The organism is Pseudomonas lyxosi (assembly GCF_047758685.1).
In the GTDB taxonomy this organism is placed as follows: Bacteria; Pseudomonadota; Gammaproteobacteria; order Pseudomonadales; family Pseudomonadaceae; genus Aquipseudomonas; species Aquipseudomonas lyxosi.
Genome location: NZ_CP180481.1, coordinates 266,022 through 291,222, shown reverse-complemented (window position 1 = coordinate 291,222; position 25,201 = coordinate 266,022). Strand labels below are relative to the sequence as shown.

General features: G+C 60.3%; 22 protein-coding genes. 11 read left to right on the top strand and 11 right to left on the bottom strand.

The window, feature by feature from the left end:
- Nucleotides 1–170: 170 nt before the first annotated feature.
- Both recO and pdxJ read left to right on the top strand, forming a co-directional pair.
- Nucleotides 171–860: a DNA repair protein RecO gene (gene recO / locus ACMXYI_RS01375; protein ID WP_415771235.1), complete on the top strand. Its 690-nt coding sequence runs from the start codon at nt 171–173 to the stop codon at nt 858–860.
- Between the two features lie 51 nt (nt 861–911).
- A complete protein-coding gene (pdxJ, locus tag ACMXYI_RS01370) occupies nt 912–1,658 on the top strand; it encodes a pyridoxine 5'-phosphate synthase (RefSeq protein WP_134101908.1) in 747 nt (248 codons plus the stop codon).
- Between the two features lie 27 nt (nt 1,659–1,685).
- Here pdxJ and mltF read toward each other — a convergent pair whose 3' ends face one another.
- Nucleotides 1,686–3,146, bottom strand: coding sequence for a membrane-bound lytic murein transglycosylase MltF (mltF, locus tag ACMXYI_RS01365; protein WP_415771234.1), 1,461 nt, complete (start codon nt 3,144–3,146; stop codon nt 1,686–1,688).
- Between the two features lie 274 nt (nt 3,147–3,420).
- On the opposite strand from mltF, the gene purL reads away from it, so the two are divergent.
- The 4 genes from purL to ACMXYI_RS01345 all read left to right on the top strand — a co-directional run bounded on the left by purL (nt 3,421) and on the right by ACMXYI_RS01345 (nt 9,005).
- Nucleotides 3,421–7,317: a phosphoribosylformylglycinamidine synthase gene (gene purL, locus ACMXYI_RS01360; RefSeq protein WP_415771233.1), complete on the top strand. Its 3,897-nt coding sequence runs from the start codon at nt 3,421–3,423 to the stop codon at nt 7,315–7,317.
- Between the two features lie 5 nt (nt 7,318–7,322).
- Nucleotides 7,323–7,634 carry an NGG1p interacting factor NIF3 gene (locus ACMXYI_RS01355; protein WP_415771232.1) on the top strand — a complete coding sequence of 104 codons (312 nt, stop codon included), beginning with the start codon at nt 7,323–7,325 and terminating at the stop codon, nt 7,632–7,634.
- 296 nt (nt 7,635–7,930) lie between these two features.
- Nucleotides 7,931–8,569 carry a DUF6036 family nucleotidyltransferase gene (locus ACMXYI_RS01350; RefSeq protein ID WP_415771231.1) on the top strand — a complete coding sequence of 213 codons (639 nt, stop codon included), beginning with the start codon at nt 7,931–7,933 and terminating at the stop codon, nt 8,567–8,569.
- Nucleotides 8,553–9,005, top strand: a complete 453-nt coding sequence (locus ACMXYI_RS01345; protein ID WP_415771230.1) for a hypothetical protein — start codon at nt 8,553–8,555, stop codon at nt 9,003–9,005. Before ACMXYI_RS01350 ends, ACMXYI_RS01345 begins: the two co-directional genes overlap by 17 nt.
- Before the next feature lie 286 nt (nt 9,006–9,291).
- Here ACMXYI_RS01345 and nagE read toward each other — a convergent pair whose 3' ends face one another.
- The 7 genes from nagE to ACMXYI_RS01310 all read right to left on the bottom strand — a co-directional run bounded on the left by nagE (nt 9,292) and on the right by ACMXYI_RS01310 (nt 17,988).
- Nucleotides 9,292–11,007 carry an N-acetylglucosamine-specific PTS transporter subunit IIBC gene (gene nagE, locus ACMXYI_RS01340; protein ID WP_415771229.1) on the bottom strand — a complete coding sequence of 572 codons (1,716 nt, stop codon included), beginning with the start codon at nt 11,005–11,007 and terminating at the stop codon, nt 9,292–9,294.
- Between the two features lie 28 nt (nt 11,008–11,035).
- Nucleotides 11,036–13,552 (bottom strand): phosphoenolpyruvate--protein phosphotransferase, encoded by a 2,517-nt coding sequence (ptsP, locus tag ACMXYI_RS01335; RefSeq protein ID WP_415771228.1) that lies wholly within the window; start codon nt 13,550–13,552, stop codon nt 11,036–11,038.
- 141 nt (nt 13,553–13,693) lie between these two features.
- Nucleotides 13,694–14,716 carry an SIS domain-containing protein gene (locus tag ACMXYI_RS01330; protein ID WP_415771226.1) on the bottom strand — a complete coding sequence of 341 codons (1,023 nt, stop codon included), beginning with the start codon at nt 14,714–14,716 and terminating at the stop codon, nt 13,694–13,696.
- Nucleotides 14,697–15,803, bottom strand: coding sequence for an N-acetylglucosamine-6-phosphate deacetylase (nagA, locus tag ACMXYI_RS01325; protein ID WP_415771224.1), 1,107 nt, complete (start codon nt 15,801–15,803; stop codon nt 14,697–14,699). The genes ACMXYI_RS01330 and nagA overlap by 20 nt, the downstream gene beginning before the upstream one ends.
- A 49-nt stretch (nt 15,804–15,852) precedes the next feature.
- Nucleotides 15,853–16,584: a GntR family transcriptional regulator gene (locus ACMXYI_RS01320; protein WP_008151596.1), complete on the bottom strand. Its 732-nt coding sequence runs from the start codon at nt 16,582–16,584 to the stop codon at nt 15,853–15,855.
- Between the two features lie 294 nt (nt 16,585–16,878).
- Complete coding sequence (locus tag ACMXYI_RS01315) at nt 16,879–17,382, bottom strand: L,D-transpeptidase family protein (RefSeq protein WP_415771222.1); 504 nt, start codon at nt 17,380–17,382, stop codon at nt 16,879–16,881.
- A 54-nt stretch (nt 17,383–17,436) separates the two neighbouring features.
- Complete coding sequence (locus ACMXYI_RS01310; protein ID WP_415771221.1) at nt 17,437–17,988, bottom strand: NUDIX hydrolase; 552 nt, start codon at nt 17,986–17,988, stop codon at nt 17,437–17,439.
- Between the two features lie 218 nt (nt 17,989–18,206).
- Between ACMXYI_RS01310 and ACMXYI_RS01305 the strand changes: the two genes are divergently transcribed.
- From ACMXYI_RS01305 to purT, 5 genes are all read left to right on the top strand, one after another.
- Nucleotides 18,207–18,806 carry a CoA pyrophosphatase gene (locus tag ACMXYI_RS01305; protein WP_415771219.1) on the top strand — a complete coding sequence of 200 codons (600 nt, stop codon included), beginning with the start codon at nt 18,207–18,209 and terminating at the stop codon, nt 18,804–18,806.
- 68 nt (nt 18,807–18,874) lie between these two features.
- A complete protein-coding gene (locus tag ACMXYI_RS01300) occupies nt 18,875–19,399 on the top strand; it encodes a gamma carbonic anhydrase family protein (protein ID WP_007954617.1) in 525 nt (174 codons plus the stop codon).
- Complete coding sequence (locus ACMXYI_RS01295) at nt 19,396–19,611, top strand: DUF1289 domain-containing protein (protein WP_415771217.1); 216 nt, start codon at nt 19,396–19,398, stop codon at nt 19,609–19,611. Before ACMXYI_RS01300 ends, ACMXYI_RS01295 begins: the two co-directional genes overlap by 4 nt.
- Nucleotides 19,612–19,683: 72 nt before the next feature.
- Nucleotides 19,684–20,151, top strand: a complete 468-nt coding sequence (locus ACMXYI_RS01290; RefSeq protein ID WP_310263625.1) for a VUT family protein — start codon at nt 19,684–19,686, stop codon at nt 20,149–20,151.
- 99 nt (nt 20,152–20,250) lie between these two features.
- Nucleotides 20,251–21,432, top strand: a complete 1,182-nt coding sequence (gene purT, locus ACMXYI_RS01285) for a formate-dependent phosphoribosylglycinamide formyltransferase (RefSeq protein ID WP_415771215.1) — start codon at nt 20,251–20,253, stop codon at nt 21,430–21,432.
- Between the two features lie 118 nt (nt 21,433–21,550).
- Here purT and ACMXYI_RS01280 read toward each other — a convergent pair whose 3' ends face one another.
- From ACMXYI_RS01280 to ACMXYI_RS01270, 3 genes are all read right to left on the bottom strand, one after another.
- A complete protein-coding gene (locus tag ACMXYI_RS01280; RefSeq protein ID WP_415771213.1) occupies nt 21,551–22,867 on the bottom strand; it encodes an MFS transporter in 1,317 nt (438 codons plus the stop codon).
- A gap of 242 nt (nt 22,868–23,109) precedes the next feature.
- Nucleotides 23,110–24,354: a transporter associated domain-containing protein gene (locus ACMXYI_RS01275; protein WP_415771211.1), complete on the bottom strand. Its 1,245-nt coding sequence runs from the start codon at nt 24,352–24,354 to the stop codon at nt 23,110–23,112.
- Nucleotides 24,355–24,366: 12 nt separating this feature from the next.
- Nucleotides 24,367–25,179: a cytochrome C assembly family protein gene (locus ACMXYI_RS01270; protein ID WP_046053341.1), complete on the bottom strand. Its 813-nt coding sequence runs from the start codon at nt 25,177–25,179 to the stop codon at nt 24,367–24,369.
- Nucleotides 25,180–25,201 lie beyond the last annotated feature (22 nt).

Genomic DNA, 25,201 nt, shown 5'->3' with positions numbered 1-25,201 from the left:
CGGTTCCAGATACACCAGAGAAACCCTGTGGGAGTGAGCTTGCTCGCGATGAGGGCCTGAAATTCAACATCCATGTTGACTGACAGACCGCAATCGCGAGCAAGCTCGCTCCCACATTGGTTTTGGGTAGTTTATAAAGCTGTGCTCGTTCATTGAGAACTCTGACGCCCATGTCCCAAACCCACCCCATCGGCCAACCCGCCTTCGTGCTCCACAGTCGCGCCTACCGCGAAAACAGCGCGTTGGTGGATTTCCTCACGCCGCAAGGTCGGCTGCGGGCGGTGTTGCGCAGTGCTCGGGGCAAGGCCGGGACGTTGGCGCGGCCATTCGTGCCGCTGGAAGTCGAGTTCCGTGGGCGTGGTGAATTGAAGAACGTCAGTCGCATGGAAAGCGCTGGCGTCTCCACCTGGCTCAATGGTGAGGCGCTGTTCAGCGGTCTCTACCTCAATGAGCTGTTGATTCGGCTGCTGCCGTCCGAAGATCCCCATCCCGCCGTTTTCGATCACTACGCTGCGACCCTGCTCGCACTTGCCGAAGGTCGTCCGCTGGAGCCTTTGTTGCGATCCTTCGAATGGCGGCTGCTGGATGACTTGGGTTACGGCTTCGCCCTGACCATCGACATCCATGGCGATCCCATCGCGCCGGACGGTCTCTACCGTCTGCAAGTGGATGCGGGGCTCGAACGGGTCTACCTGCTGCAACCCGGTCTGTTCAACGGCACCGAACTGTTGGCCATGGCCGAGGCCGACTGGACCGCGCCCGGCGCGCTGTCCGCTGCCAAACGCCTGATGCGCCAGGCGCTGGCCGTGCATCTGGGCGGTCGTCCGTTGGTTTCCCGAGAGTTGTTTCGAAAGCCGTAAAATCCCCGTGTATGCTGTGCGCCGAACTTTCCCATTTTCAGGAGCGCTTCCGTGACCACCAGCAATCGCATTCTTCTTGGCGTGAACATCGACCATGTTGCCACCCTGCGTCAGGCCCGGGGCACGCGCTATCCGGATCCGGTCAAGGCAGCACTGGACGCGGAAGAGGCGGGCGCTGACGGCATCACCGTGCACCTGCGCGAAGACCGTCGGCACATTCAGGAGCGCGACGTGTTGCTGCTCAAGGATGTGCTGCAAACCCGCATGAATTTCGAAATGGGCGTCACCGAAGAGATGATGGCGTTCGCCGAACGCATTCGTCCGGCGCACATTTGCCTGGTGCCGGAAACCCGTCAGGAGCTGACGACCGAAGGTGGTCTGGACGTAGCGGGGCAGGAAGCACGGATTAAAGCAGCGGTGGATCGCCTGTCAAAGATCGGCTGTGAAGTGTCGCTGTTCATAGATGCTGACGAGCGGCAGATCGAAGCGTCCCGTCGTGTTGGTGCGCCGGCTATTGAGCTGCATACCGGTCGTTACGCCGATGCCGAGACGCCGACCGATGTGGCTGAAGAGCTCAAGCGTGTGGCGGATGGCGTGGCGTTTGGTCTGGCTCAAGGCCTGATCGTCAACGCTGGCCATGGTCTGCACTACCACAACGTTGAAGCTGTGGCGGCGATCAAAGGCATCAACGAACTGAACATCGGCCACGCGCTGGTGGCTCATGCGTTGTTCGTCGGATTCAAGTCGGCTGTTTCGGAGATGAAGGCATTGATCCTGGCTGCTGCGTTGAAAGGCTAAGATCTTTTTTGCACCGGCCCCGCGGTATCAGAGCTGTGGGGTTTCCTGATTCGGCTTGGTCTTGTCGACCCCCGGCACATGCAGGTTGCCTTCGGCGACCTGATTGCCTTCAAGCTGCGGCTGCGTCACCCACGTCAGGATGTCGTAGTAGCGGCGGATGTTCGCCACGAAGTGAACGGGTTCGCCGCCACGGGCGTAGCCGTAACGGGTTTTGCTGAACCACTTCTTCTCGGACAGGCGCGGCAGGATCTTTTTCACGTCCAGCCACTTGTCCGGGTTCAGTCCTTCCTTGGCCGCCAGTTTGCGCGCGTCATCCAGGTGACCGCTGCCAACGTTGTAGGCCGCCAGTGCAAACCATGTGCGATCCGGCTCCTGGATCGACTCATCCAGTTGGTCCTTCATGTAGGCCAGGTACTTGGCGCCACCCATGATGCTTTGTTTGGGGTCCAGTCGATTGGACACGCCCATGGCCTGCGCGGTGTTCTGGGTCAGCATCATCAGGCCACGCACGCCGGTTTTCGACGTGACGGCCGCTTGCCATAGCGATTCCTGATAGCCGACCGCGGCCAGCAGGCGCCAATCGACTTTCTCTTTCTTGGCGTACGCCTTGAAGTGCTGTTCGTATTTGGGCAGACGTTGCTGCAAGTGTTGGGCGAAGGTGGTGGCGCCCATGTAACCCAGTACATCGACATGCCCGTAATAGCGGTCTTTCAGGCGTTGCAGGGTGCCGTTTTTCTTCACCTTGTCGAGGTAGTCGTTGATCTCGTTGAGCAAGCTGTTGTCGTCGCCAGCGGCCACTGCCCAGCTCTGGTTGCTGCCGTCCCCGAGGTCGAAGGCTACCCGCACGTTGGGGAAGTAGACCTGGTTCATCGCGACTTCGTTTGAGTCGACCAGGGTCAGGTCAATCTGATCTTCATCGACCATCCGCAGCAAGTCGACGACTTCAACCGCGTCGGACTCTTCGTATTCAATGCCGGGATACTTCTTTTTCAGCTCCGCCAATTGCTCGGCGTGGGTGCTGCCCTTGAGCACCATGATCTTCTTGCCCACCAGATCCTTCGCTTCGGTGGGCCGCGATTGGCCGTTGCGATAGATGATCTGCGGGGTGACTTCGAGATAGGAGTGGGAAAACCGCACCTGCTTTTTGCGTGCTTCGCTGCTGACCAGGCCGGCAGCAGCGATCACCGGGCCGTTGGGTTTGCCCACCTGATTAAACAGGTCGTCGAGGTTGTCGGCGGTTTCGATTTTGAGTTCCACCCCCAGATCGTCGGCGAAGCGCTTCACCAGCTCATATTCGAAGCCGGTTTCACCGTTGCGATCCTGAAAGTAGGTGGCGGGGCTGTTACGGGTAACCACCCGCAGCACGCCATCCTCCTTTACGCGCTCCAGCGTGTTGGGTTTATCAACACAGCCACTGAGCACCAGGAAGAGTCCGGTTGCGATCAGCCATTTGGCGAACCGCGGACGCAAAGCCGTTGGGGAAAACATCTGCGCAGTATACGCAAAGGACCACGAGCGCCATATCTCGACAGCGAAGGGCTTGTCTGCTAGGCAACTGAAAACCGCTCCGGAGCCCGCAGGAATGGGCCCGAGCAGCATTTTGTGACAGAAAAAATAACGCTCGACGCGCACCGGTTTGAGGTCCGAACACCCGGCCCGACGCCCGGGTGCAGCCGCCCGTACCGTTTCGGGTGATGTCGCGGCCTGTTTAGGCTAGAATGCACGGCCTCAAAGCACACCCCTTCCCGAGGCTGTCCCGAAGATGTTGATCCTGCGCGGCGCTCCTGCCCTTTCTGCCTTTCGCCACAGCAAACTCCTTGAGCAACTGAGCCAGAAGGTCCCGGCTGTCAGCGGCTTGTATGCTGAATTCGCTCACTTCGCCGAAGTTACCGGCGTCCTGACCGGCGACGAACAGCAGGTGCTCGCGCGCCTTCTGAAGTACGGCCCAAGTGTTCCGGTACAAGAGCCGACCGGTCGTCTGTTCCTGGTTTTGCCGCGGTTCGGCACCATCTCGCCATGGTCCAGTAAAGCCAGCGACATCGCTCGCAACTGCGGCCTGACGAAAATCCAGCGCCTGGAACGCGGCATCGCGTTCTACGTCGCCGGCCAGTTCAGCGACGCCGAAGCGCAGCTGATCTCCGATGCGCTGCACGACCGCATGACCCAGATCGTCCTCGGCAACCTTGAACAAGCCGCCGGCCTGTTCAGCCATGCCGAGCCGAAACCGCTGACCGCGATCGACGTGTTGGGTGGCGGCCGCGCCGCGTTGGAAAAAGCCAACACCGAGCTGGGCCTGGCCCTGGCCGAAGACGAAATCGACTACCTGGTCAACGCCTTCGTCGGCTTGAAGCGCAACCCGCACGACATCGAACTGATGATGTTCGCCCAGGCGAACTCCGAGCACTGCCGTCACAAGATCTTCAACGCCAGTTGGGACATCGACGGTCAGAGCCAGGAAAAAAGCCTGTTCGGCATGATCAAGAACACCTACGTGATGCACAGCGAAGGCGTTCTGTCGGCTTATAAGGACAACGCTTCGGTGATCGTCGGCAACGTCGCCGGTCGTTTCTTCCCGGACCCTGAAACCCGCCAGTACGGCGCGGTGCAGGAACCGGTGCACATCCTGATGAAAGTCGAAACTCACAACCACCCGACTGCGATTGCCCCGTTCCCGGGCGCATCCACCGGTTCCGGTGGCGAGATTCGCGACGAAGGCGCAACCGGTCGCGGTGCCAAGCCAAAAGCTGGCCTGACCGGTTTCACCGTGTCCAACCTGCAAATCCCGGGCTTCGAACAGCCGTGGGAAGTGCCGTACGGCAAGCCTGAGCGCATCGTTACCGCGCTGGACATCATGATCGAAGGCCCACTGGGTGGTGCCGCGTTCAACAACGAATTCGGTCGTCCGGCCCTGACCGGTTATTTCCGTACCTTCGAACAGTCGATCACCACCCCGCGTGGCGACGAAGTTCGCGGTTACCACAAGCCGATCATGCTGGCCGGCGGTATGGGTAACATCCGTGCCGAACACGTGCAGAAAGGCGAGATCACCGTTGGCTCCAAGCTGATCGTGCTCGGCGGCCCGGCGATGTTGATCGGCTTGGGCGGCGGCGCCGCTTCCTCCATGGCCACCGGCACCAGCTCGGCAGACCTGGACTTCGCTTCCGTACAGCGCGAAAACCCGGAAATGGAACGTCGCTGCCAGGAAGTCATCGACCGTTGCTGGCAGTTGGGTGAACACAACCCGATCAGCTTCATCCACGACGTCGGCGCGGGCGGTCTGTCCAACGCCTTCCCGGAACTGGTCAACGATGGCAACCGTGGCGGTCGCTTCGAACTGCGCAACATTCCAAACGACGAGCCGGGCATGGCCCCGCACGAAATCTGGAGTAACGAATCCCAGGAGCGCTACGTTCTGGCGGTCGGCCCGGCTGACTTCGAACGCTTCCAGGCGATCTGCGAACGCGAGCGCTGCCCGTTTGCCGTCGTCGGCGAAGCCACTGCCGAACCGCAACTGACGGTCACCGACAGTCACTTCGGCAACAGCCCGGTAGACATGCCACTCGAAGTGCTGCTGGGCAAAGCCCCGCGCATGCACCGTTCGGCCGTTCGCGAAAACGAACTGGGCGACGATTTCGATCCAAGCACACTGGAAATTGCAGACTGCGTCGAACGCGTTCTGCATCACCCGGCCGTGGCCAGCAAAAGCTTCCTGATCACCATCGGCGACCGCACCATCACCGGCCTCGTTGCTCGTGACCAAATGGTCGGCCCGTGGCAGGTACCGGTGGCCGACGTTGCCGTCACCGCCACCAGCTTCGACGTTTACACCGGTGAAGCCATGGCCATGGGCGAGCGTACTCCGCTGGCTCTGCTGGACGCTCCGGCGTCGGGCCGTATGGCCATCGGCGAAACCCTGACCAACATCGCCGCTTCGCGCATCAACAAGATCTCCGACATCAAATTGTCGGCGAACTGGATGTCCGCTGCCGGTCACCCAGGTGAAGACGCGCGTCTGTACGACACCGTGAAAGCGGTCGGCATGGAATTGTGCCCTGAGCTGGGCATTACCATTCCGGTGGGCAAGGACTCCATGTCCATGGCCACGCGCTGGAACGATGAAGGCGTCGACAAAACCGTCACCTCGCCGATGTCCCTGATCGTGACCGGTTTCGCGCCTGTGGCTGACATCCGTCAGACCCTGACGCCGGAACTGCGCATGGACAAGGGCACCACCGACCTGATCCTGATCGATCTGGGTCGTGGCCAGAACCGCATGGGCGCCTCGATCCTGGCCCAGGTTCACGGCAAGCTCGGCTCGCAAGCGCCGGACGTCGACGACGCCGAAGACCTCAAAGCCTTCTTCGCGGTGATCCAGGGCCTCAACGCCGACGGTCACCTGCTGGCTTACCACGACCGTTCCGACGGTGGTCTGCTGACCAGCACTGTGGAAATGGCCTTCGCCGGCCACTGCGGTCTGAGCCTGAACCTCGACGGTCTGGCAGAAACTTCTGCCGACATCGCAGCAATCCTGTTCAACGAAGAACTGGGCGCCGTGATCCAGGTTCGCCAGGACGCTACCCCGGACATCCTCGCGCAGTTCAGCGCTGCCGGTCTGGGCGAGTGCGTGTCGGTGATTGGTCAGCCGATGAACAACGGCCAGATCAACATCACCTTCAACGGCGAAACCGTATTCGAAGGTCAGCGTCGTCTGCTGCAACGTCAGTGGGCTGAAACCAGCTACCAGATCCAGCGTCTGCGTGATAACGCCGACTGCGCCGAACAAGAGTTCGACGTGCTGCTGGAAGAAGACAATCCGGGCCTGAGCGTCAAGCTGAGCTACGACGTCAACCAGGACGTCGCCGCGCCTTACATCAAGAAAGGCATCCGCCCACAGGTTGCCGTGCTGCGTGAGCAGGGCGTCAACGGTCAGGTGGAAATGGCGGCCGCGTTCGACCGCGCCGGTTTCAACGCGATCGACGTGCACATGAGCGACATTCTGGCCGGCCGTGTCGACCTGAACGAGTTCAAAGGTCTGGTCGCTTGCGGCGGTTTCTCCTACGGCGACGTACTGGGTGCCGGCGAAGGCTGGGCCAAGTCCGCGCTGTTCAACAGCCGTGCTCGCGATGCGTTCCAGGGCTTCTTCGAACGTAACGACAGCTTCACCCTCGGCGTGTGCAACGGTTGCCAGATGATGTCCAACCTGCACGAGCTGATCCCGGGCAGCGAGTTCTGGCCGCACTTTGTGCGTAACCGTTCCGAGCAGTTCGAAGCACGTGTGGCGATGGTTCAGGTCCAGGAATCGAACTCGATCTTCCTGCAAGGCATGGCCGGTTCGCGTATGCCGATCGCTATTGCTCACGGTGAAGGTCATGCCGAGTTCGCCAGCGAAGAAGCGTTGCTGGAAGCTGATCTGTCGGGTTGCGTGGCGATGCGTTTTGTCGACAACCACGGCAAGGTCACCGAAAACTACCCGGCCAACCCGAACGGCTCGCCGCGCGGGATCACCGGTTTGACCAGCCGCGACGGTCGCGTAACGATCATGATGCCGCACCCGGAGCGTGTGTTCCGCGCCGTGCAGAACTCGTGGCGTTCGGAAGACTGGAACGAAGACGCACCTTGGATGCGTATGTTCCGAAACGCTCGCGTCTGGGTTAACTAAGCGCTGTGTATAAGCTCTGCTTTTTTGTTCCGGCCAGTCATGTGGAACAGGTCAAAAGTGCCGTATTCGCCGCCGGTGGCGGACGGATCGGCGCGTACGACCATTGCGCCTGGCAAGTGCTCGGCCTTGGCCAGTTTCGCCCGTTGGATGGCAGTCAGCCGTTTATTGGGGAAGCGGGGCAGGTCGAGCAGGTTGAGGAATGGAAGGTTGAGCTTGTGGTCAGTGACGACTTGATTCGTTCTGTGGTGTTGGCTCTGAAGCAGAGTCATCCCTACGAGACACCGGCTTATGAGGTGTGGCGGTTGGAGGATTTTTGATCTCACCGACCGCTGAATGAGAAACCCGTTGAATTAGTGTTCAGCGGGTTTTTTATTGGCCGGGATTTGATGACTGTGTGGAGATCAAAACTGTGGGTGCTGGTTTGTCGGGTCGCCGCATCGCTGCGATGGCTGCCTGATAGCCGCCCATTTTCGTCGAGGCGTGCATACCCATTTTTGTGGTAACGGCTACATCGTTCGAGGAAATATCCGACAACCTTTTCAGGTTGTCCGTCGGAAGTGTCAAGTCCAGCCTTTGTCCATCACAAACACTTCAATCTACTTGAGGTTCAAAGATGGAACTACCGGACGCGATTACTCCCAGGGTTAACTCGAACACCGCGCTTGGGCAGGCGCTAATTTCGATGTTCAAATCCGTCGAACTGGAGCTAGTCGGTGAATGCGCAGAGCCAGGGGCGGTCAAGGTTATCGTGTTCGGAGGGTGCGCCGTTCACCTCTACACTCATCATCGCGTGTCAACTGATGTTGACGCTGAAATTTACTATGCAAATCTCCCACAAGGTCTTCACCTACAGACCTTGCTCGCAGAAGTACCTGAACATTTTGTTGATGAGCAATCCGGCAGGTTGATGGAGCTGAACTACGACCTTCAATACAACACCCGCTTCGGTTCCATTCATGAAGACTACTGGGAACGCAGTCTTCCCCTTGCAGATTTCTCTGTAGAGTCACCGCTGCATGTCCATATTGCGGCTCCTGTCGACATCGCAATATCCAAACTAGGTAGAGCGACAGACCAGGATATAGGCGATGTCAAAGCGCTCCTTCGGGCGGGTTTCATACTGACCACTGAACTCCGTCGTCTGGCATTGCAGGCAATTGATGTATATGTTGGCAACAAAGAGCCACCGACCTCCGTTCTCACCAATATCTTGCAAGATTACTTGGAGACTACAGATGGCGACGCCCCTTAGCGGCCACGTCCTCTCATCCGCCTTGGACACCTTGGTCAAAAAACCTTTGAATCAAGCAGATGACGCTGCGCTGGTCAGCGCTGCCAAAGCTGTTTGGTACTCGAGTTTGAATCTTGAGAGTGAAGTAACTGCTTTTCTGAGCTGCCACACGGATGGGTTGGAGGTTCGGCGTGCAGGCTACTTGCTCGAACGGTTTACTCGTTTTGCGTGCGTGTCTGATAGCCGCGTGTCGGAAACCCTCAATGCTCTTGAGCTTTTTGCATATTCGACTTCCAGGCAAGGGAGGGCGCCACAAGCAGTCGTACCTCTTCGTCGGCGCCGTGATGAACTTGCAATCTCCTGGGGGCTGAATGAAGGCCTCGGCCTGAAAGCTCAAACCCTCATGCCTTTCCAGACTCGACATTACGAAGCGGAGCAGCGCGCAACTTCTGCTTGAGCCTAAGTGTCACTACGAGAACCCGGCCTAGGTCGGTTTTTTTGTTGTTCGTAAGAAAGCGGGCGTGATCCGCCCACTGCGTATGATCGCTATCGTTATCCGCAGGGCAGTTGAAATGAAAAAGCCCGCTGGACCGGTCATGGTCAGCGGGCTTTGAGTCCAGGGTGTTATTTAGGGCTCCATCGCGAGCAGGCGGTCTCAGAGCCGGCCAGGATTTCGCAGATGTGCACCGTTCCATTGTGGGAGCTGACTTACCTGCGAAGACCGCCTATCAGGCGCCAACAATCTAAACCTTGGCACTCACCTCACTCCGATTAACCAACGCATCCAGTGCATCATTCAAACTCGATGCCTTGTCGCCAATCAACAGATGCCAAACCCCACCCTCTAACTGACTGACACCCTGGCAACCCAACGCCTTCAAATCACATTCCGACAACGCCTTGCCATCCGCGAGCTGCAGCCGGATTCGGGTCATGGCGATGCAATCCATCTGCAACACGTTCTCGCCCCCACCCAGTGCCTTCAGCCAACGCTGCGCTTCTGAGTTCGCCACCGCAGCAGGTTTCGGCGCATCGATAACAGCAGGAGGGGAGGAAACAAGTGCGCGCCCCAACGCCGGCATCGCCAAGCGAATCTCATCGGCAATGCTGTCGGCCATCGGCCCGACCACTACCTGCAAACTCCCACCCTTGCCCGGACGCACAACGGCCATCGCCCCCAGTGCTTTCAACTCCGCATCGTTTGCCTTGTTGCGATCCACCATGTCCAGCCGCAACCGAGTGGTGCACGCACCCACGGTGATCAAATTCTGCGCACCACCCAGCGCCTTGATGTAAGCCCCGGCCCGTTCATTCTCGGCGACGACTACTTTGTCGCCATTCAGAACATCTTCACGCCCCGGCGTCTTCAAGTTGAACCGACGAATGCAGAAATCAAACACCACGTAGTAGATCACCGCATACGCCAGGCCGACCGGTACCATCAACCAGCCGTTGGTGGATTTTCCCCAGCCGAGAATCATGTCGATCAAACCACCGGAAAACGTAAAACCGAGGTGAATGTTCAACAGGTTGGTGATCGCCATCGACAGGCCAGTCAGCAACGCATGCACGAGATAAAGCAGCGGCGCGAGGAACATGAAGGCGAATTCGATCGGCTCAGTCACTCCCGTCAAAAACGAAGTCAGCGCCATCGACAGGAAGATCCCGCCCATGACTTTGCGGCGTTCCGGCAGGGCGTTGCGGTACATCGCCAGGCACGCGGCGGGCAGGCCGAAGATCATCATCGGGAACATGCCGGTCATGAACTGGCCGCCTTTCGGGTCACCGGCGAAGTAGCGCGACAGGTCGCCGGTGACGATGGCGCCCGTGGTCGGGTCGGTAAAGTTACCGAAGACGAACCACGCCATGTTGTTGAGGATGTGGTGCAGCCCGGTGACGATCAGCAGGCGGTTGAACACGCCAAAGACGAACGCGCCGAAGCTGCCACTCTCCATCATCAGCGTGCCGAAGCTGTTGATGCCGTGCTGGATGGGCGGCCAGATCAAGCCAAAGATCACGCCCAGGCCGACGGCGGCGAACCCGGTGACAATCGGCACGAACCGCCGGCCGCCAAAGAATGCCAGGTACTCCGGCAGTTTGATGTCCTTGAAACGGTTGTACAGCGCGCCCGCCATCAAGCCGCTGACGATCCCGGCGAGCATGCCCATGTTGATGCTCGCGTCGAGCACCTTGAGGGTGGAGATCATCACCAGGTAGCCAATGACTCCGGCGAGGCCTGCGGTGCCGTTGTTGTCCTTGGCGAAACCGACCGCGATACCGATGGCGAAGATCATCGCCAGGTTGGCGAAGATCACCTGGCCGGCGTCGTGGATGATCGCGATGTTCAGCAGATCGGTGTCGCCCAGGCGCAGCAACAGGCCGGCTATCGGCAGGATCGCGATCGGCAGCATCAGCGCGCGGCCGAGGCGCTGCAGGCCTTCGATGAAGTATTGGTACATGGCGGATCTCCGTGGATTCTTGTTGTTTTCAGCTCAGAGGCCATTGCTGGTGACAGGCGTGACGCACAGCCGCGGCGCTGCTCAACTTGAGCAGGTCCTGGCTGATGCGTCGGCATTCGCTCGCGTCCAGGTGGCGGACGCGGTCCTTGATTTCACCGATCTGCACCGGGCTGACCGACAACTCGCTGACGCCCAGGCCAATCAGTACCGGCGTGGCCAGCGGATCGGAGGCCAGCGCGCCGCAGACACCGACCCAACGGTTATGTACCGCCGCACCGGCGCAGGTCTGGGCGATCAGTCGCAGCAATGCCGGGTGCATGGCGTCGACCCGCGAAGCGAGGCCGGCGTGGTCGCGGTCCATGGCCAAGGTGTATTGCGATAAATCGTTGGTGCCGATGGACAGGAAGTCCGCGTGTTCGGCCAGTTGTTCGGCCAGCAGCGCGGCGGCCGGAACTTCGATCATCACGCCCAGCTCCGGGCGCTCAAGCACACCGAGTTCACTGCACAACGCGTCGAGACGCTGGCGGATGTGCAGCAACTCATCGACTTCGGTGACCATCGGCAACAGGATCCGGCAGCGCGAAAGCGGATTGACGTGCAGCAGCGCGCGCAATTGCTGATCGAGGACTTCCGGGCGGACCTGAGCCAGGCGAATACCGCGCAGGCCAAGCACTGGATTGGCCTCGGCCGGCAGCGGCAAATAGTCGAGTTGTTTGTCTCCGCCGACGTCGATGGTGCGAATGATCACCGACTTGTCGCCCATGGCATCGAGCACGGCTTGATAGGCGGTGCGCTGTTCCTCTTCGTCCGGTGCGGTGTTGCGATCCACAAACAGAAATTCGGTACGCAGCAAGCCGACGCCGTCGGCGCCATTTGCCAAGGCATCAGCCGCTTCAGCGCTGGAGGCCACATTGGCGGCGACTTCGATGTGCAAACCGTCGAGGGTCAATGCGCGGGTATGCGCTTGGGATTGTTGAAGCGCGCGGCGCTGTTGATGATCGAGTTGCGCCTGATGCACTTCGGCCAAACGTTCGGCACTTGGCATCAGTTCAAGGCGACCGCCATCGGCATCCAGCACAACCGCTTGGCCTTGCTGCTGATCCAGCAGCGTAGAACCCAGTGCAACCATGCACGGCAGGCCTTTACCACGCGCGAGAATCGCCACGTGGGAAGTTGCGCCGCCCTCGGCCATGCACAACCCGGCGACACCTTGCTGACTGAGTTGCAGCAGGTCGGAAGGCGTCAATTCATGCGCGGCGACAATGGCGCCGGCCGGCACGTCGTAGTGCCAGGTTTCGCCAAGCAGGGCACGTAGCACGCGTTGTTTGAGGTCGCGCAGATCGTTGGCGCGTTCTGCCAACAACGGGCTGCCGAGTTGCTGGAGCACCTCGCACTGCACGTCGATCGATTGGCTCCAGGCGTGGGTCGCGGCCATGCCCTGGTCTATGGAAGTGTTCGCTGCGTTCAGCAACGCAGGGTCTTCGAGCAAGGCGAGGTGCGCGGCGAAGATCGCTTCTTCGTCGGTGTTTTTATGTTTCCTGGCTTGGGCCAGCGTGTGGTCGATTTCACTGCGCACAACGGTCAGCGCGGTATCGAGAACGTGCAGCTGTTGCTCGGGGTCATGGTTGCCGACGTCCACTGGTAGGCTGATTGCGTTCAAGCGAAACAACGGCCCGCCAACCAGACCGGGCGCGGCACAAACACCGTGCAGCACGCCCGCTTCGGCCGCTCGAGTGCGTCGGGCAATTGGTGTCGGCGCGGCGGCGTGGCTGTCTTCGGCCAGCGCTGTGGATAACGCGATCAGCAACGCTTGCAACGCAGCTTCGGCGTCCGGCCCCTGGCAGCTGACTTGAACCTCGTCCTGCTCGCCGACGGCCAAACTCATCAGCCCGATCAAGCTGTCGCAGGTCGCCGATTTGCCAGCGAAATGCAGCTGCGATTTGCTCTTGAAACCTTGCGCTGTCTGACGAATCAGCGCTGCCGGACGAGCATGTAAACCGCCACGATGGGCGATGCGAATGTGACCGTAAATCTCTTCCCCGGATAGCTCCGCTTCAGCCTGCGCCCCCGCCGCGTGTCGACGAATGATGTGCAGCAATGGCTCGCCAACTTTCACCGACCTCAGCGTGATCGGCCGCGCCTCAAAGTCCTGGCTGTTGGTCAGGATCATCAGGCTGACCAGGCTTTTGCACTGCTGCGCGACCTTGTCCAGGTCATAGCGCAACAACGGTTGGCCGTTGCTGACTCGCGCCCCTTCCTTGACCAGCATCGAGAAGCCTTCGCCCTGCAACTCGACGGTGTCGAGGCCCAGGTGAAGCAGCAATTCGGCGCCGTTGTCGGCACGCAAGGTGACGGCGTGGCCGGTGCGGGCGACGTGCACCACGACGCCGGCACACGGGGCGTGGAGGGTGTCGTTCAGCGGATCGATGGCGATCCCGTCGCCCATGGCGCCGCTGGCGAACACCGGGTCCGGGACTTTGGCGAGCGTGAGCACCGGGCCGCTGAGCGGGGCGCTGAGGGTCAGCTCTTTATTATTGTTGTGCATGGCTCGGTCTCATCAGTAAAAACGGTTCGGATCAACTCGCCCCGTAGCAGCTGTCGAGTGAAACGAGGCTGCGATCTTTTCAACGCAGGATCAAAAGATCGCAGCCTCGTTTCACTCGACAGCTGCTACAGGGGTCTCCACTCAGTGCGTGCGCGTCACTTTGCTCAAGTGCCGCGGCTGGTCCGGGTCCATGCCTCGGGCGACGGCCAAACCGGCGGCCATGACGTAGAAACTCTGGATTGCCAGAATCGGGTCGAGGGCCGGGTGCTCGGCGCGGGTCAGGGTGAGGTCGCGTTCGGCAATGTCATCCGGCGCGGCCAGCAATACGCGGGCACCGCGCTGGCGCATGTCGGCGGCGAGGCTCAGCAAGCCGGCCTGCTCTGCACCGCGCGGGGCGAAGATCAGCAGTGGATAATTTTCGTCGATCAACGCCATCGGGCCGTGACGGACCTCGGCGCTGCTGAAGGCTTCGGCCTGGATCGCCGAGGTTTCCTTGAATTTCAACGCGGCTTCCTGGGCGATGGCGAAACCTGCGCCACGGCCAATTACCATCAGGCGCTGGCAATCGCGCAAGGCATCGATGGCCAGGCTCCAGTCCTGTTTCGCCGCCTCGCGCAAACCTTCCGGCAGTGCGAGGCCGGCCTCCAGCAATTCCGCGTCCTCTTTCCAATGTGCGATCAGACGGGCGCTGGCGCTAAGGGTGGCGATAAAACTCTTGGTCGCCGCGACGCTGCTTTCGGTGCCGGCACACAGCGGCAGGCTGAACTCACACGCGGCCTCCAGCGGCGAACTCTCGGCGTTGACCATCGAGATGCTCAGGGCGCCGCGCTTGCGCAGCAGACGCATGCTGTTCACCAGATCGGGACTTTGCCCGGACTGCGAGAAGGCGAACGCCACTTGGCCGCTGACCTTCAACGGCGCTTGCAGCATGGTCACCACCGACATCGGCAACGACGCCACCGGGAAGCCCAATTGCTGCATGGTCAGGTAGGCGAAATAACTGGCGGCATGATCGGAGCTGCCGCGAGCGACGGTCATCGCCACTTGCGGCGGCTGACGACGCAGGCGCCCGGCGATCTCGATCATCTGCGGGTCGAGTTGCTGCAATTGGGCTTGCACGGCCTCGAATGAGGACAGCGCCTCTTCAAGCATTTTTGAAGTCAATGTCTTCTCCTTCGACCATGACGGCGGTCAGTGTGAGTGAGCGATCGAGCCGCACGCAGTCGGCCCAGCTGCCGGGTTGCAGGCGCCCGCGTTCGGTGAGGCCGAGGTAGTCGGCGGGGAATTGCGAAAGACGTTGCGAGGCCTCTGCGATCGGCAGACCGATCTTCACCAGATTGCGCAGCGCCTGATCCATGGTCAGGGTGCTGCCGGCCAAAGTACCGTCGGGCAAGCGCACACCGCCCAGGCATTTGGTCACAGTGTGGCTGCCGAGCTTGTACTCACCGTCGGGCATGCCGGCAGCGGCGGTGGAGTCGGTGACGCAATACAGGCACGGGATTGAGCGCAGGGCCACACGGATGGCGCCGGGGTGCACGTGCAGCAAGTCCGGAATCAGTTCTGCGTATTTGGCGTGAGCCAGTGCCGCGCCGACGATGCCCGGTTCGCGGTGATGCAACGGGCTCATGGCGTTGTAGAGGTGGGTGAAACTGCTGGCACCTGCTTCAAGCGCGGCCACGCCTTCCTCGTAACTGCCGAGGGTGTGGCCGATTTGCATGCGCACGCCGCGAGCGCTGAGGTTGCGGATCAAAGCGTCGTGACCGGCGATTTCCGGGGCGATGGTGATCACCCGGATTGGTGCCAGTGCCAGGTATTCTTCGACTTCTGCCATCAATGCGGTGTGGGCGAAATTCGGTTGGGCACCGAGTTTGCCGGGGTTGATGTACGGGCCTTCGAGGTGCACGCCGAGGACTCGGGCGCTGCCTTTTGGACGCTGCTCGCAGAACTCGCCGATGTCCTTGAGTACTCGCGAAATCTCTTCGTTCGGCGCAGTCATGGTGGTCGCCAGCAGCGACGTGGTGCCGAAACGCACGTGGGTTTTGGTGATGGTCTCGAAGGCTGGCGCACCTTCCATGATGTCTTTGCCGCCGCCGCCATGAACGTGCAGGTCGATGAAACCTGGCAGCAGGTAGGGCAGGTCGTTGTCGGCCGGGTCGCACAGATGGCCTTCGATCGACACGACCTTGCCATGTTCGTGAATCAGCCGGCCGCGAACCCAGCCGCGGGCGGTGAGGATGTTGTCTTCAGACATAATCAGTTCTCGGTTCTTTAGCGGCGAAGCGGGTTATCGACGAAGTTCTTTATCTACGGAGCTCTGCGACAAAGTCGTAGTAGTCGTTGCGGCAATAGGTGTCCGTGACTTCGATTGGCGTGTTGTCTTCCAGGTAACCGACCCGGGTCATCAGCAGCATGGCGGTGCCGGGGGCAATGCCCACCAGGGCGGCGAATTCGTCCGAGGCGTTGATCGCCTGAATGTGCTGCAGGGCGCGGACGATCGGCTTGCCGATGCCGTCGAGGTATTCGTAGAGGGAGTCGCCCACGGCTTGTGGCTTGGGAATGATCGAGGCGGGCAGGGTGCTCATCTCGATCGCCATTACCGTGTCGTCGGCTTTACGCAGGCGCTTGAGCCGCGCGACCTTGTCGTTCGGCGAGAGGCCCAGGCGGATCAGTTCTTCGTGGGTCGGCGGAGTGATTTCACGCTCCAGCCATTGCGAGCCGGGGACGAAGCCCTTCAGGCGCAGCATCTCGCTGAAACCCGAGAGGCGCGACAGCGGTTGTTCCAGGCGCGGGGTGATGAAGGTGCCGGAACCTTGGTTGCGGCGGATCAGGCCTTGCTCGAACAGAACTTCCAGCGCCTTGCGGGCGGTGACGCGGGAGATGCCCAGCATTTCGCTGAGGTTGCGCTCCGACGGCATGGCCTGTTCGGCTTTCCACTGGCCGGCATGGATCGCCGCTTCCAGATTGCGCGCCAGTTGCAGGTACAGCGGCGTGGGCTGGGTGTCGTCAGGGCGTAGGGCCTGGAGGTCATTCATGTAGGTTTGGTCCGATGCGGATATTGGAGTGTTGTCGCCCGGTGGTGGGGTGAAACCTAATACCACTTAAATACCATGTCAATGAGACCACTTTGCTGTGGGCGCGGGAAAGCCTGCTCTGATTGATGGGCAATAGGATTGATGGTTTGAAGTGGTATTAGAGGTGGGGATTTTGAACGCAAAGATCGCAGCCTGCGGCAGCTCCTACCGATGGGAGTGGTATCTACCCGGTAGGAGCTGCCGAAGGCTGCGATCTTTTGAATTTATTTTTTCGATGGCGACCGAAGGTAGCCTTTACGGACGGATTTCGATCATCGTGCCGTCCGGCACCAAACCCCAGACCTCGCGCATGTCCATGTTGCGCATGGCAATGCAGCCGTCGGTCCAGTCCAGCGTATGGAACAGGTCTTCGGGGTTTTCTTCAGTGTCCGGGGTGCCGTGGATCATGATCATGCTACCGGGTTCGACGCCTTCACGCCGGGAGCGCGCGGAGTCACTGATGTTCGGGTAGGAGATGTGCATCGCCAGATTGAATTTATCGCTGACCTTGCGCCAGTCCAGCCAATAGAAACCTTCAGGCGTGCGTTTGTCGCCTTCCATCAGCTTCGGCCCCTTGGGGCGTTTGCCCAAGGAAATGCGATAGGTCTTGAGCGGCTTGCCGTCATTGATCAATTGCAATTGGTGGGCGGACTTGAGCACCAGAACTTTTTCGATGACTTTGCCGTCCAGCGTTTCCGCAATGGAAGCCTGGGAGACAGCGACGAACGACAAGCAAAACAGGGCAAGCAACCAGCGCATTGAAACGATATCCCTAAGAGGTGTCGCGACTATTTAATAGTTATAGGTGTTTTTTTATTTATTGGCAGGCTGAGCAAGCGGTGGGATCGACTCGGACCGCACGGGGTAGACCTCGGTCCGCCGGTCAGCGAAGAAGCATTCTAAGGTACGGCCCACCGTGCGGAAAGCCAGCTCGGACCAAGGGATGTCGGCTTCTTCGAAAAGCGCCACTTCAAGGCTCTCGGGACCGGCGCAGAAGTCCAGGTCCACCAGCTCGGCGCGGAAGAACACATGCACCTGGCTGATGTGCGGCACGTCGATCAACGTATAGATGCTCAGGTTGCGCACCCGCGCGCAGGCTTCTTCGGCCGTCTCGCGAATGGCCGCCTGCTCGATGGTTTCACCGTTTTCCATGAAGCCGGCGGGCAGGGTCCAATAACCGAGCCGAGGCTCGATGGCGCGTCGGCACAACAAGACCTTGGCGCCCCAGGTCGCCACGCAACCGGCGACGATATTGGGGTTCTGGTAGTGAATCGCCTGACAGCTGTCACAGACAAAACGCAGGCGCGAATCGCCCTCTGGAATGCGCTGGGTCACCGGGTTGCCGCACTGACTGCAAAATTTCATGCTTGGGTTCCTGAATGCTGCGCCTATCTTGGCGTGCGGCGGTGTCTGTCGGCAAGTTGTCGTTTAGCGACATGCAGTGGTTATGGGGTTGGGCGGTCGGTTCGATTGGTGCATGATGCATAGGGTCTGTTGACGTTTGCTGGCGAACTGCGTTGCAGTGCCAACGCGGTTGTCAGCAAACGTCAACAGACCCTACGGCCAACAGATCGAGAAGACTCATGCTGGACGAGCTACTGCATCGAGTAAGCAACCACACCCCAAGCACACTGGAAACCGATAAACGTTTCCCCGAGGCCGCAGTGCTGGTGCCCATCACCCGCAGTGACGAACCGGAACTGGTTCTGACCCTGCGCGCCAGCGGGCTCTCGACCCATGGCGGTGAAGTCGCCTTCCCCGGCGGGCGGCGCGACCCCGAAGACCCTGACCTTATTTTCACCGCCCTGCGCGAAGCCGAAGAAGAAATCGGCCTGCCGCCGGGGCTGGTCGAAGTGATCGGCCCGCTGAGCCCGTTGATCTCCCTGCACGGCATCAAGGTCACACCCTATGTCGGTGTGATTCCGGACTTTGTCGAGTACCGGGCCAACGATGCCGAGATCGCCGCAGTCTTCAGCGTACCGCTGGAGTTCTTCCGCATGGATCCGCGCGAACACACCCATCGAATCGACTACCAGGGCCGCAGTTGGTACGTGCCGAGCTATCGTTATGGCGAGTACAAAATCTGGGGCCTGACGGCGATTATGATCGTCGAGTTGATCAACCTGCTCTATGACGCCAAAATCAGCCTGCACCAGCCACCCAAGACGTTTATCAATACCTGAAGCCATCGCCCGTATGGCGTGAACCCCGCTTTTTGCAAGTGAGCCAGCCTGGCCTTGAGGACAATAAGATGAAATATCGCCTGGGCGACGCCCGCGTCGAAACCCATCCGCAGAGCTGGGTCGCACCCAATGCCGTGCTGGTGGGCAAGGTCAAACTGGAAGAGGGCGCCAACGTCTGGTTCAACGCTGTGCTACGTGGCGACAACGAACTGATCCTGATCGGCAAGAACAGCAACGTCCAGGATGGCACGGTGATGCACACCGACATGGGTTACCCGCTGACCATCGGCACCGGCGTGACCATCGGCCATAACGCCATGCTCCATGGCTGCACGGTGGGCGATTACAGCTTGATCGGGATTAACGCGGTGATCCTCAACGGCGCGAAAATCGGCAAGAACTGCATCATCGGCGCCAACTCACTGATTGGTGAGGGCAAGGAGATTCCAGACGGTTCGCTGGTCATGGGATCCCCCGGCAAAGTGGTGCGCGAGCTGACCGAGCCGCAGAAAAAAATGCTGGAGGCCAGCGCTGCTCACTATGTGCATAACTCGCAACGGTATGCCCGCGATCTGGTTGAGCAGGAAGAATGAGCACGCCCGAGCGCCCGGTTCGATCGCCTTGCGTGAATATTTGCGCGCTGGACGAGGACGATATTTGCACCGGGTGTCAGCGCACAGTGGAAGAGATCACTCGCTGGAGCCGGATGGACAATGAAGAGCGGCGCAAGGTGTTGGGGTTGTGCCATGAGCGGGCTAAATCCAGCGGCCTTCTCTGGATGCTGGGCAAAACCACCGACCTGTAACCGCATTGGGTTTGGCGGCGTTGCTTGGCTGAAGTACCCTGTGCGCAAAATTGACAGGTGTCCCGCCGCCCCATGCTCTTCCTGATCGCTTACATCAGCAGCGTCGTGCTGATCAACTACGCCTTTTCCACCGCTCCGCACCTGGACATCATCTGGTCGGCCTGGGGTGGTTTGGTGTTCGTTTTGCGCGACATGGTACAAACCCGTTTCGGCCATGGTGCGATCGCGGCGATGCTGGCAGCGCTGGTGTTGTCTTACGTGACGTCCGATCCCTCCATCGCGCTGGCCAGCGCTACTGCGTTCGCCGTGTCCGAATGCATCGACTGGCTGGTGTTCAGCATCACCAAGCGTCCCTTGCACGACCGCCTGTGGATAAGTTCGGCCCTGAGCATTCCCCTCGATACCTTCATCTTCTTCGGCATGATCGATGCGTTCACTCCAGGCGTGATCCTCACCGCCATGGGCTCGAAGTTCGCGGGCGTGACGGCCGTGTGGTTGATCATGGCCTGGCGCTTGCGCAAACAGGCCGTCGTCAGCTGAAGCCAAACCCGCAGGTTCATGTAAAATGCCGCGCTTTCTCCCCATGGGAAGCGCGCCAGGCGTAGCTACCCTCGATGATCCGCTTCTTGAGGACCTGAGATGACCCGTATCGGAACTCCATTGTCGCCAACCGCGACCCGCGTATTGCTGTGTGGCTGTGGCGAGTTGGGCAAGGAAGTGGTGATCGAGCTGCAACGCCTGGGCGTTGAAGTGATTGCCGTGGATCGCTACGCCAATGCGCCAGCCATGCAGGTCGCCCATCGTAGCCATGTGATCAACATGCTCGACGGTGCCGCTCTGCGTGCGGTGATCGAAGCCGAAAAGCCACATTTCATCGTGCCGGAAATCGAAGCCATTGCCACCGCGACCCTCGTGGAACTGGAAGCCGAAGGCTTCACCGTGATCCCGACCGCTCGCGCCGCGCAGTTGACCATGAACCGCGAAGGCATCCGTCGCCTGGCCGCTGAAGAGCTGGACCTGCCGACCTCGCCGTACCACTTCGCCGACACCTTCGAGGATTACAGCAAGGCAGTCCAGGACCTGGGCTTCCCGTGCGTGGTCAAGCCAGTCATGAGCTCCTCGGGTAAAGGTCAGAGCCTGCTGCGTAGCGTCGATGACGTGCAGAAGGCCTGGGATTACGCTCAAGAAGGCGGCCGTGCCGGTAAAGGCCGCGTGATCATCGAAGGCTTCATCGATTTCGACTACGAAATCACCCTGTTGACTGTGCGTCACGTCGGCGGCACTACGTTCTGCGCGCCAGTCGGTCACCGTCAGGAGAAGGGCGACTATCAGGAATCCTGGCAGCCACAAGCCATGAGCCCGATTGCCCTGGCCGAATCCGAGCGCGTTGCCAAAGCCGTCACTGAAGCCTTGGGTGGTCGTGGTCTGTTTGGTGTTGAGCTGTTCATCAAAGGTGATCAGGTGTGGTTCAGCGAAGTCTCGCCGCGCCCACATGACACCGGTCTGGTGACGTTGATTTCCCAGGACCTGTCGCAGTTTGCGCTGCACGCACGGGCGATTCTGGGCCTGCCGATTCCATTGATCCGTCAGTTCGGTCCTTCGGCTTCGGCGGTGATTCTGGTGGAAGGGCAGTCGACCCAGACGGCTTTCGCCAATCTCGGTGCTGCGTTGAACGAGCCGGATACGGCGTTGCGTCTGTTCGGCAAGCCTGAAGTGAATGGTCAGCGTCGGATGGGTGTGGCGTTGGCGCGTGATGAGTCGATTGAAGCGGCTCGTGCCAAGGCTACCCGCGCTTCTCAGGCTGTTGTTGTAGAGCTTTAACCGGGGCGCGGCATTCGCGAGCAAGCCCGCTCCCACATTGGATTGGTGTGAACACAGATGTTGTGTACACCCAAATCCAATGTGGGAGCGGGCTTGCTCGCGAAGCTTTTGACTTTGTTTATGTCACCCGATTCAAATCGTTATGCCGCGTTTCCTTCAGGCACAGCACAGCAATCAAGCTCAGCACCGCCGCCCCCGACACATACCCGCCGACATAACTCAAACCGCCCATCGCCACCAGCTTCTGTGCGAAGAACGGCGCCGCCGAGGCCCCGACAATGCCGCCCAGGTTGTAGGCCGCCGACGCACCGGTATAACGCACGTGAGTCGGAAACAGCTCCGGCAGCAGCGCGCCCATCGGCGCAAACGTCACACCCATCAGAAACAGCTCGATGCACAGGAACAGCGCCACGCCCCAGGTCGAACCTTGGGTCAGCAGCGGCTCCATCAGGAAACCGGACAGAATCGCCAGCACACCGCCGATGATCAGCACTGGTTTGCGCCCGTAACGATCACTGGCCCAGGCCGACAGCGGCGTAGCGGCGGCCATGAACAGCACGGCGAAGCACAGCAGCGCGAGGAAAGTCTCGCGGGTGTAGCCGAGCGTCGATACGCCATAACTCAGCGAAAACACCGTCGAGATATAGAACAGCGCGTAGCACACCACCATCGCCCCGGCACCCAGCAACATCGGCGCCCAATATTGGCTGAACAGCTCGACCAGCGGGATCTTCACCCGCTCCTGGCGAGCCATTGCGTTGGCAAACACCGGGGTTTCGTGAAGCTTGAGGCGCACGTACAGACCGACCATCACCAGCGCGGCACTGAGCAGGAACGGAATCCGCCAGCCCCACGAGCGGAACTGCTCGTCGTTCAGGGTCATTGCCAGCGTAAGAAACAACCCATTGGCCGCGAGGAAGCCGATCGAGGGGCCGAGTTGCGGGAACATGCCGAACCAGGCGCGTTTGCCCTTCGGTGCATTCTCGGTGGCCAGCAACGCCGCGCCGCCCCATTCACCGCCAAGTCCCAGGCCCTGGCCGAAGCGCAGCACGCAAAGCAGGATCGGCGCCCAGGCCCCAATGCTGTCGTAACCCGGGAGTACGCCGATCAGCGTGGTGCATACGCCCATCAGCAGCAGTGAGGCAACCAGTGTCGATTTGCGCCCGATACGGTCGCCGAAGTGACCGAAAAGCGCCGATCCCAGCGGTCGAGCCAGGAAGGCGATGCCGAAGGTGAGGAACGCCGACAGCATCTGGGCCGTGCCGGAGGTCTGCGGAAAAAATACCGGACCGATCACCAGCGCAGCGGCAGTGGCATAGACGTAGAAGTCGTAGAACTCGATGGCGGTGCCGATGAAACTCGCGGTCGCCACGCGGGTGGCGGAATTCGTCGGTTGCGCAGGCGCGGTGTCGTTATAAGTCGTGCTGGTCGTCATGCAGTTATCCCTGACAGTCATGTGCCCCCGTGGAGCGAATTATTATGGTCGTACACCCAGGGATGTGGGAGTGAGGCGCGGCCGCTGTTCAAGGTAGGAACAGTCGTCGGTGTGGTGCGGATATTGTCGATGATCTGGCCGGAACCTGCTGCGTGCGGGGTAAGCACGTGGTTCGGCGGGGCTTGGGTAAGCGGCTCGATTATAGGAAGGCGGCTAACGATCGAACAAGGGGTAAAAAAGATCTAGCGGACGGGTAAGACTGCCGGCGTCGAACTGGTATGCCAGATCAGTACCCGGCTGACCCGATTGTCTTCCGTCTCCAGAATCTCCAGCCGATAACGCCCGATCTTCAGGCATACCGCACTTTCGGGAATCGTCTCCAGTGCCTCGGTCACCAGCCCGTTGAGGGTTTTCGGACCGTCGCTCGGTAGGTGCCAGCCCAGGCTCTTGTTCAATTCGCGAATCGACGCCGCCCCTTCGATCACCAGGCGGCCATCGGCCTGTGGGTGGATGTGCGGGTTATCCAGGCTGTGCTGGCTTTCGAACTCGCCGACGATTTCTTCGAGAATGTCTTCCAGGGTCACGACACCGAGCACTTCGCCGTACTCGTCGACCACCATGCCCAGGCGTCGCTGTTGTTTGTGGAAATTCAACAGCTGCAGTTGCAACGGGGTGCTTTCCGGCACGAAATAAGGGTCGTGGCTGGCCGCCAACAATGCTTCCAGGGTCAGGCTGGAATCGTGCAACAAGTGACGGATCTGCCGGGTATTGAGCACCGCCTCGACCTGATTGATGTCGCTGTGGAAAACCGGCAAGCGCGTGCGTTTATTGGCGCGAAGCTGCTCGATGATTTCCTCGAGGGAGTCGTCCAGATTGACCCCGTCGACGTCACTGCGCGGCACCAGAATGTCGTTGACCGTGATGTTGTCCAGCGCATGGATGCCTGACAGCGGGTGTGGGCGGCAGACGGCGTGTTCGTGATCGTCATGCCGATCGTTCGGGGCCTCGTCTTCGCTCTGCTGCACCACTTTGACTTTGCGGGCGAACGGTCGCATCAGCAACTGGCTTATGCCATTGAGCAACCAGGCGGCGGGATAGATGATTTTCAGTGGCGCGCCAAGCAACGTGTTGCCCAGGGCCAGGACGGCGTCCGGATAACGGACGGCGAGGGTGCGCGGCAGGTAGTCGGCGAACACCAGAAGAACGGCGCCAGCCCCCAGGCAGGCTACCCATGGACCGTTTTCCGCCCAAGTGAAAATCGCCAGCAAGGTGCTGATGACCACGACCAGTGCGCGGCACAGGGTGTTGCAGAGGATCAGGCTATTGAGCGAAAAGCTCAGCTTTGCCACCGGCTTGTCGCTCGAGCGCGAAGCGGTCCGCTGCGCGAGCAAGTACTGTTGCGCAGCTTCGATGGCGGTAAACAGCCCCGACCATAAAATCAGCAGGGCCACTACCGCGAGCATCGGCCCTATGGGCAAGTCGTCCATTAATGCCGCCCGTCAGATATGCAGGATGTATTCACGAACCAGCTTACTGCCGAAATACGCCAGCATCAGCAGGCAGAAACCGGCGAGGGTCCAGCGAATGGCCTTGTGTCCGCGCCAGCCGAGGCGGTTACGGCCCCAGAGCAGCACGCTGAAAACGATCCAGGCGAGGCATGCCAGCAAGGTTTTGTGCACCAGGTGCTGGGCGAACAGGTTGTCGACGAACAGCCAGCCGGAGATCAGCGACAGCGACAGCAGGGTCCAGCCGGCCCAGAGGAAGCCGAACAGCAGGCTTTCCATGGTTTGCAGCGGCGGGAAGTTCTTGATCAGGCCGGACGGGTGCTTGTGCTTGAGTTGATGGTCTTGAACCAGCAGCAGTAACGCCTGGAATACCGCGATGGTGAACATGCCGTAGGCGAGGATCGACAGCAGGATGTGGGCGAGGATGCCCGGTTCTTCGTCGATGATCTGCACCGTGCCCGCGGGGGCGAACTGTGCGAGCAGCACAGTGGCGGCGCCGAGCGGGAACAGCAATATAAGCAGGTTCTCCACCGGGATCCGCGAGCAGGCCAACAGCGTCAGGGCAATCACCGCGGCAGCAATCAGGCTGGCGGCGCTGAAAAAATCCAGGCCCAGGCCAATCGGTGTCAGCAGGTGGGTGAACAGGCTGGCGCTATGAGCCAGCACGGCGAGCACGCCGAGCGTGACCAGCAGGCGTTTGTTCGCCTTGGCACCGGTGGCCAGACGAGTGCCCTGATAGAGGGTCGCAGCGGCATACAAGCAGGCGGCGGCGAGGGTAGTTAGCAAACTGGGTGACAAGGGGAGCATAAATCCTGTTAGGCAAGCCCGA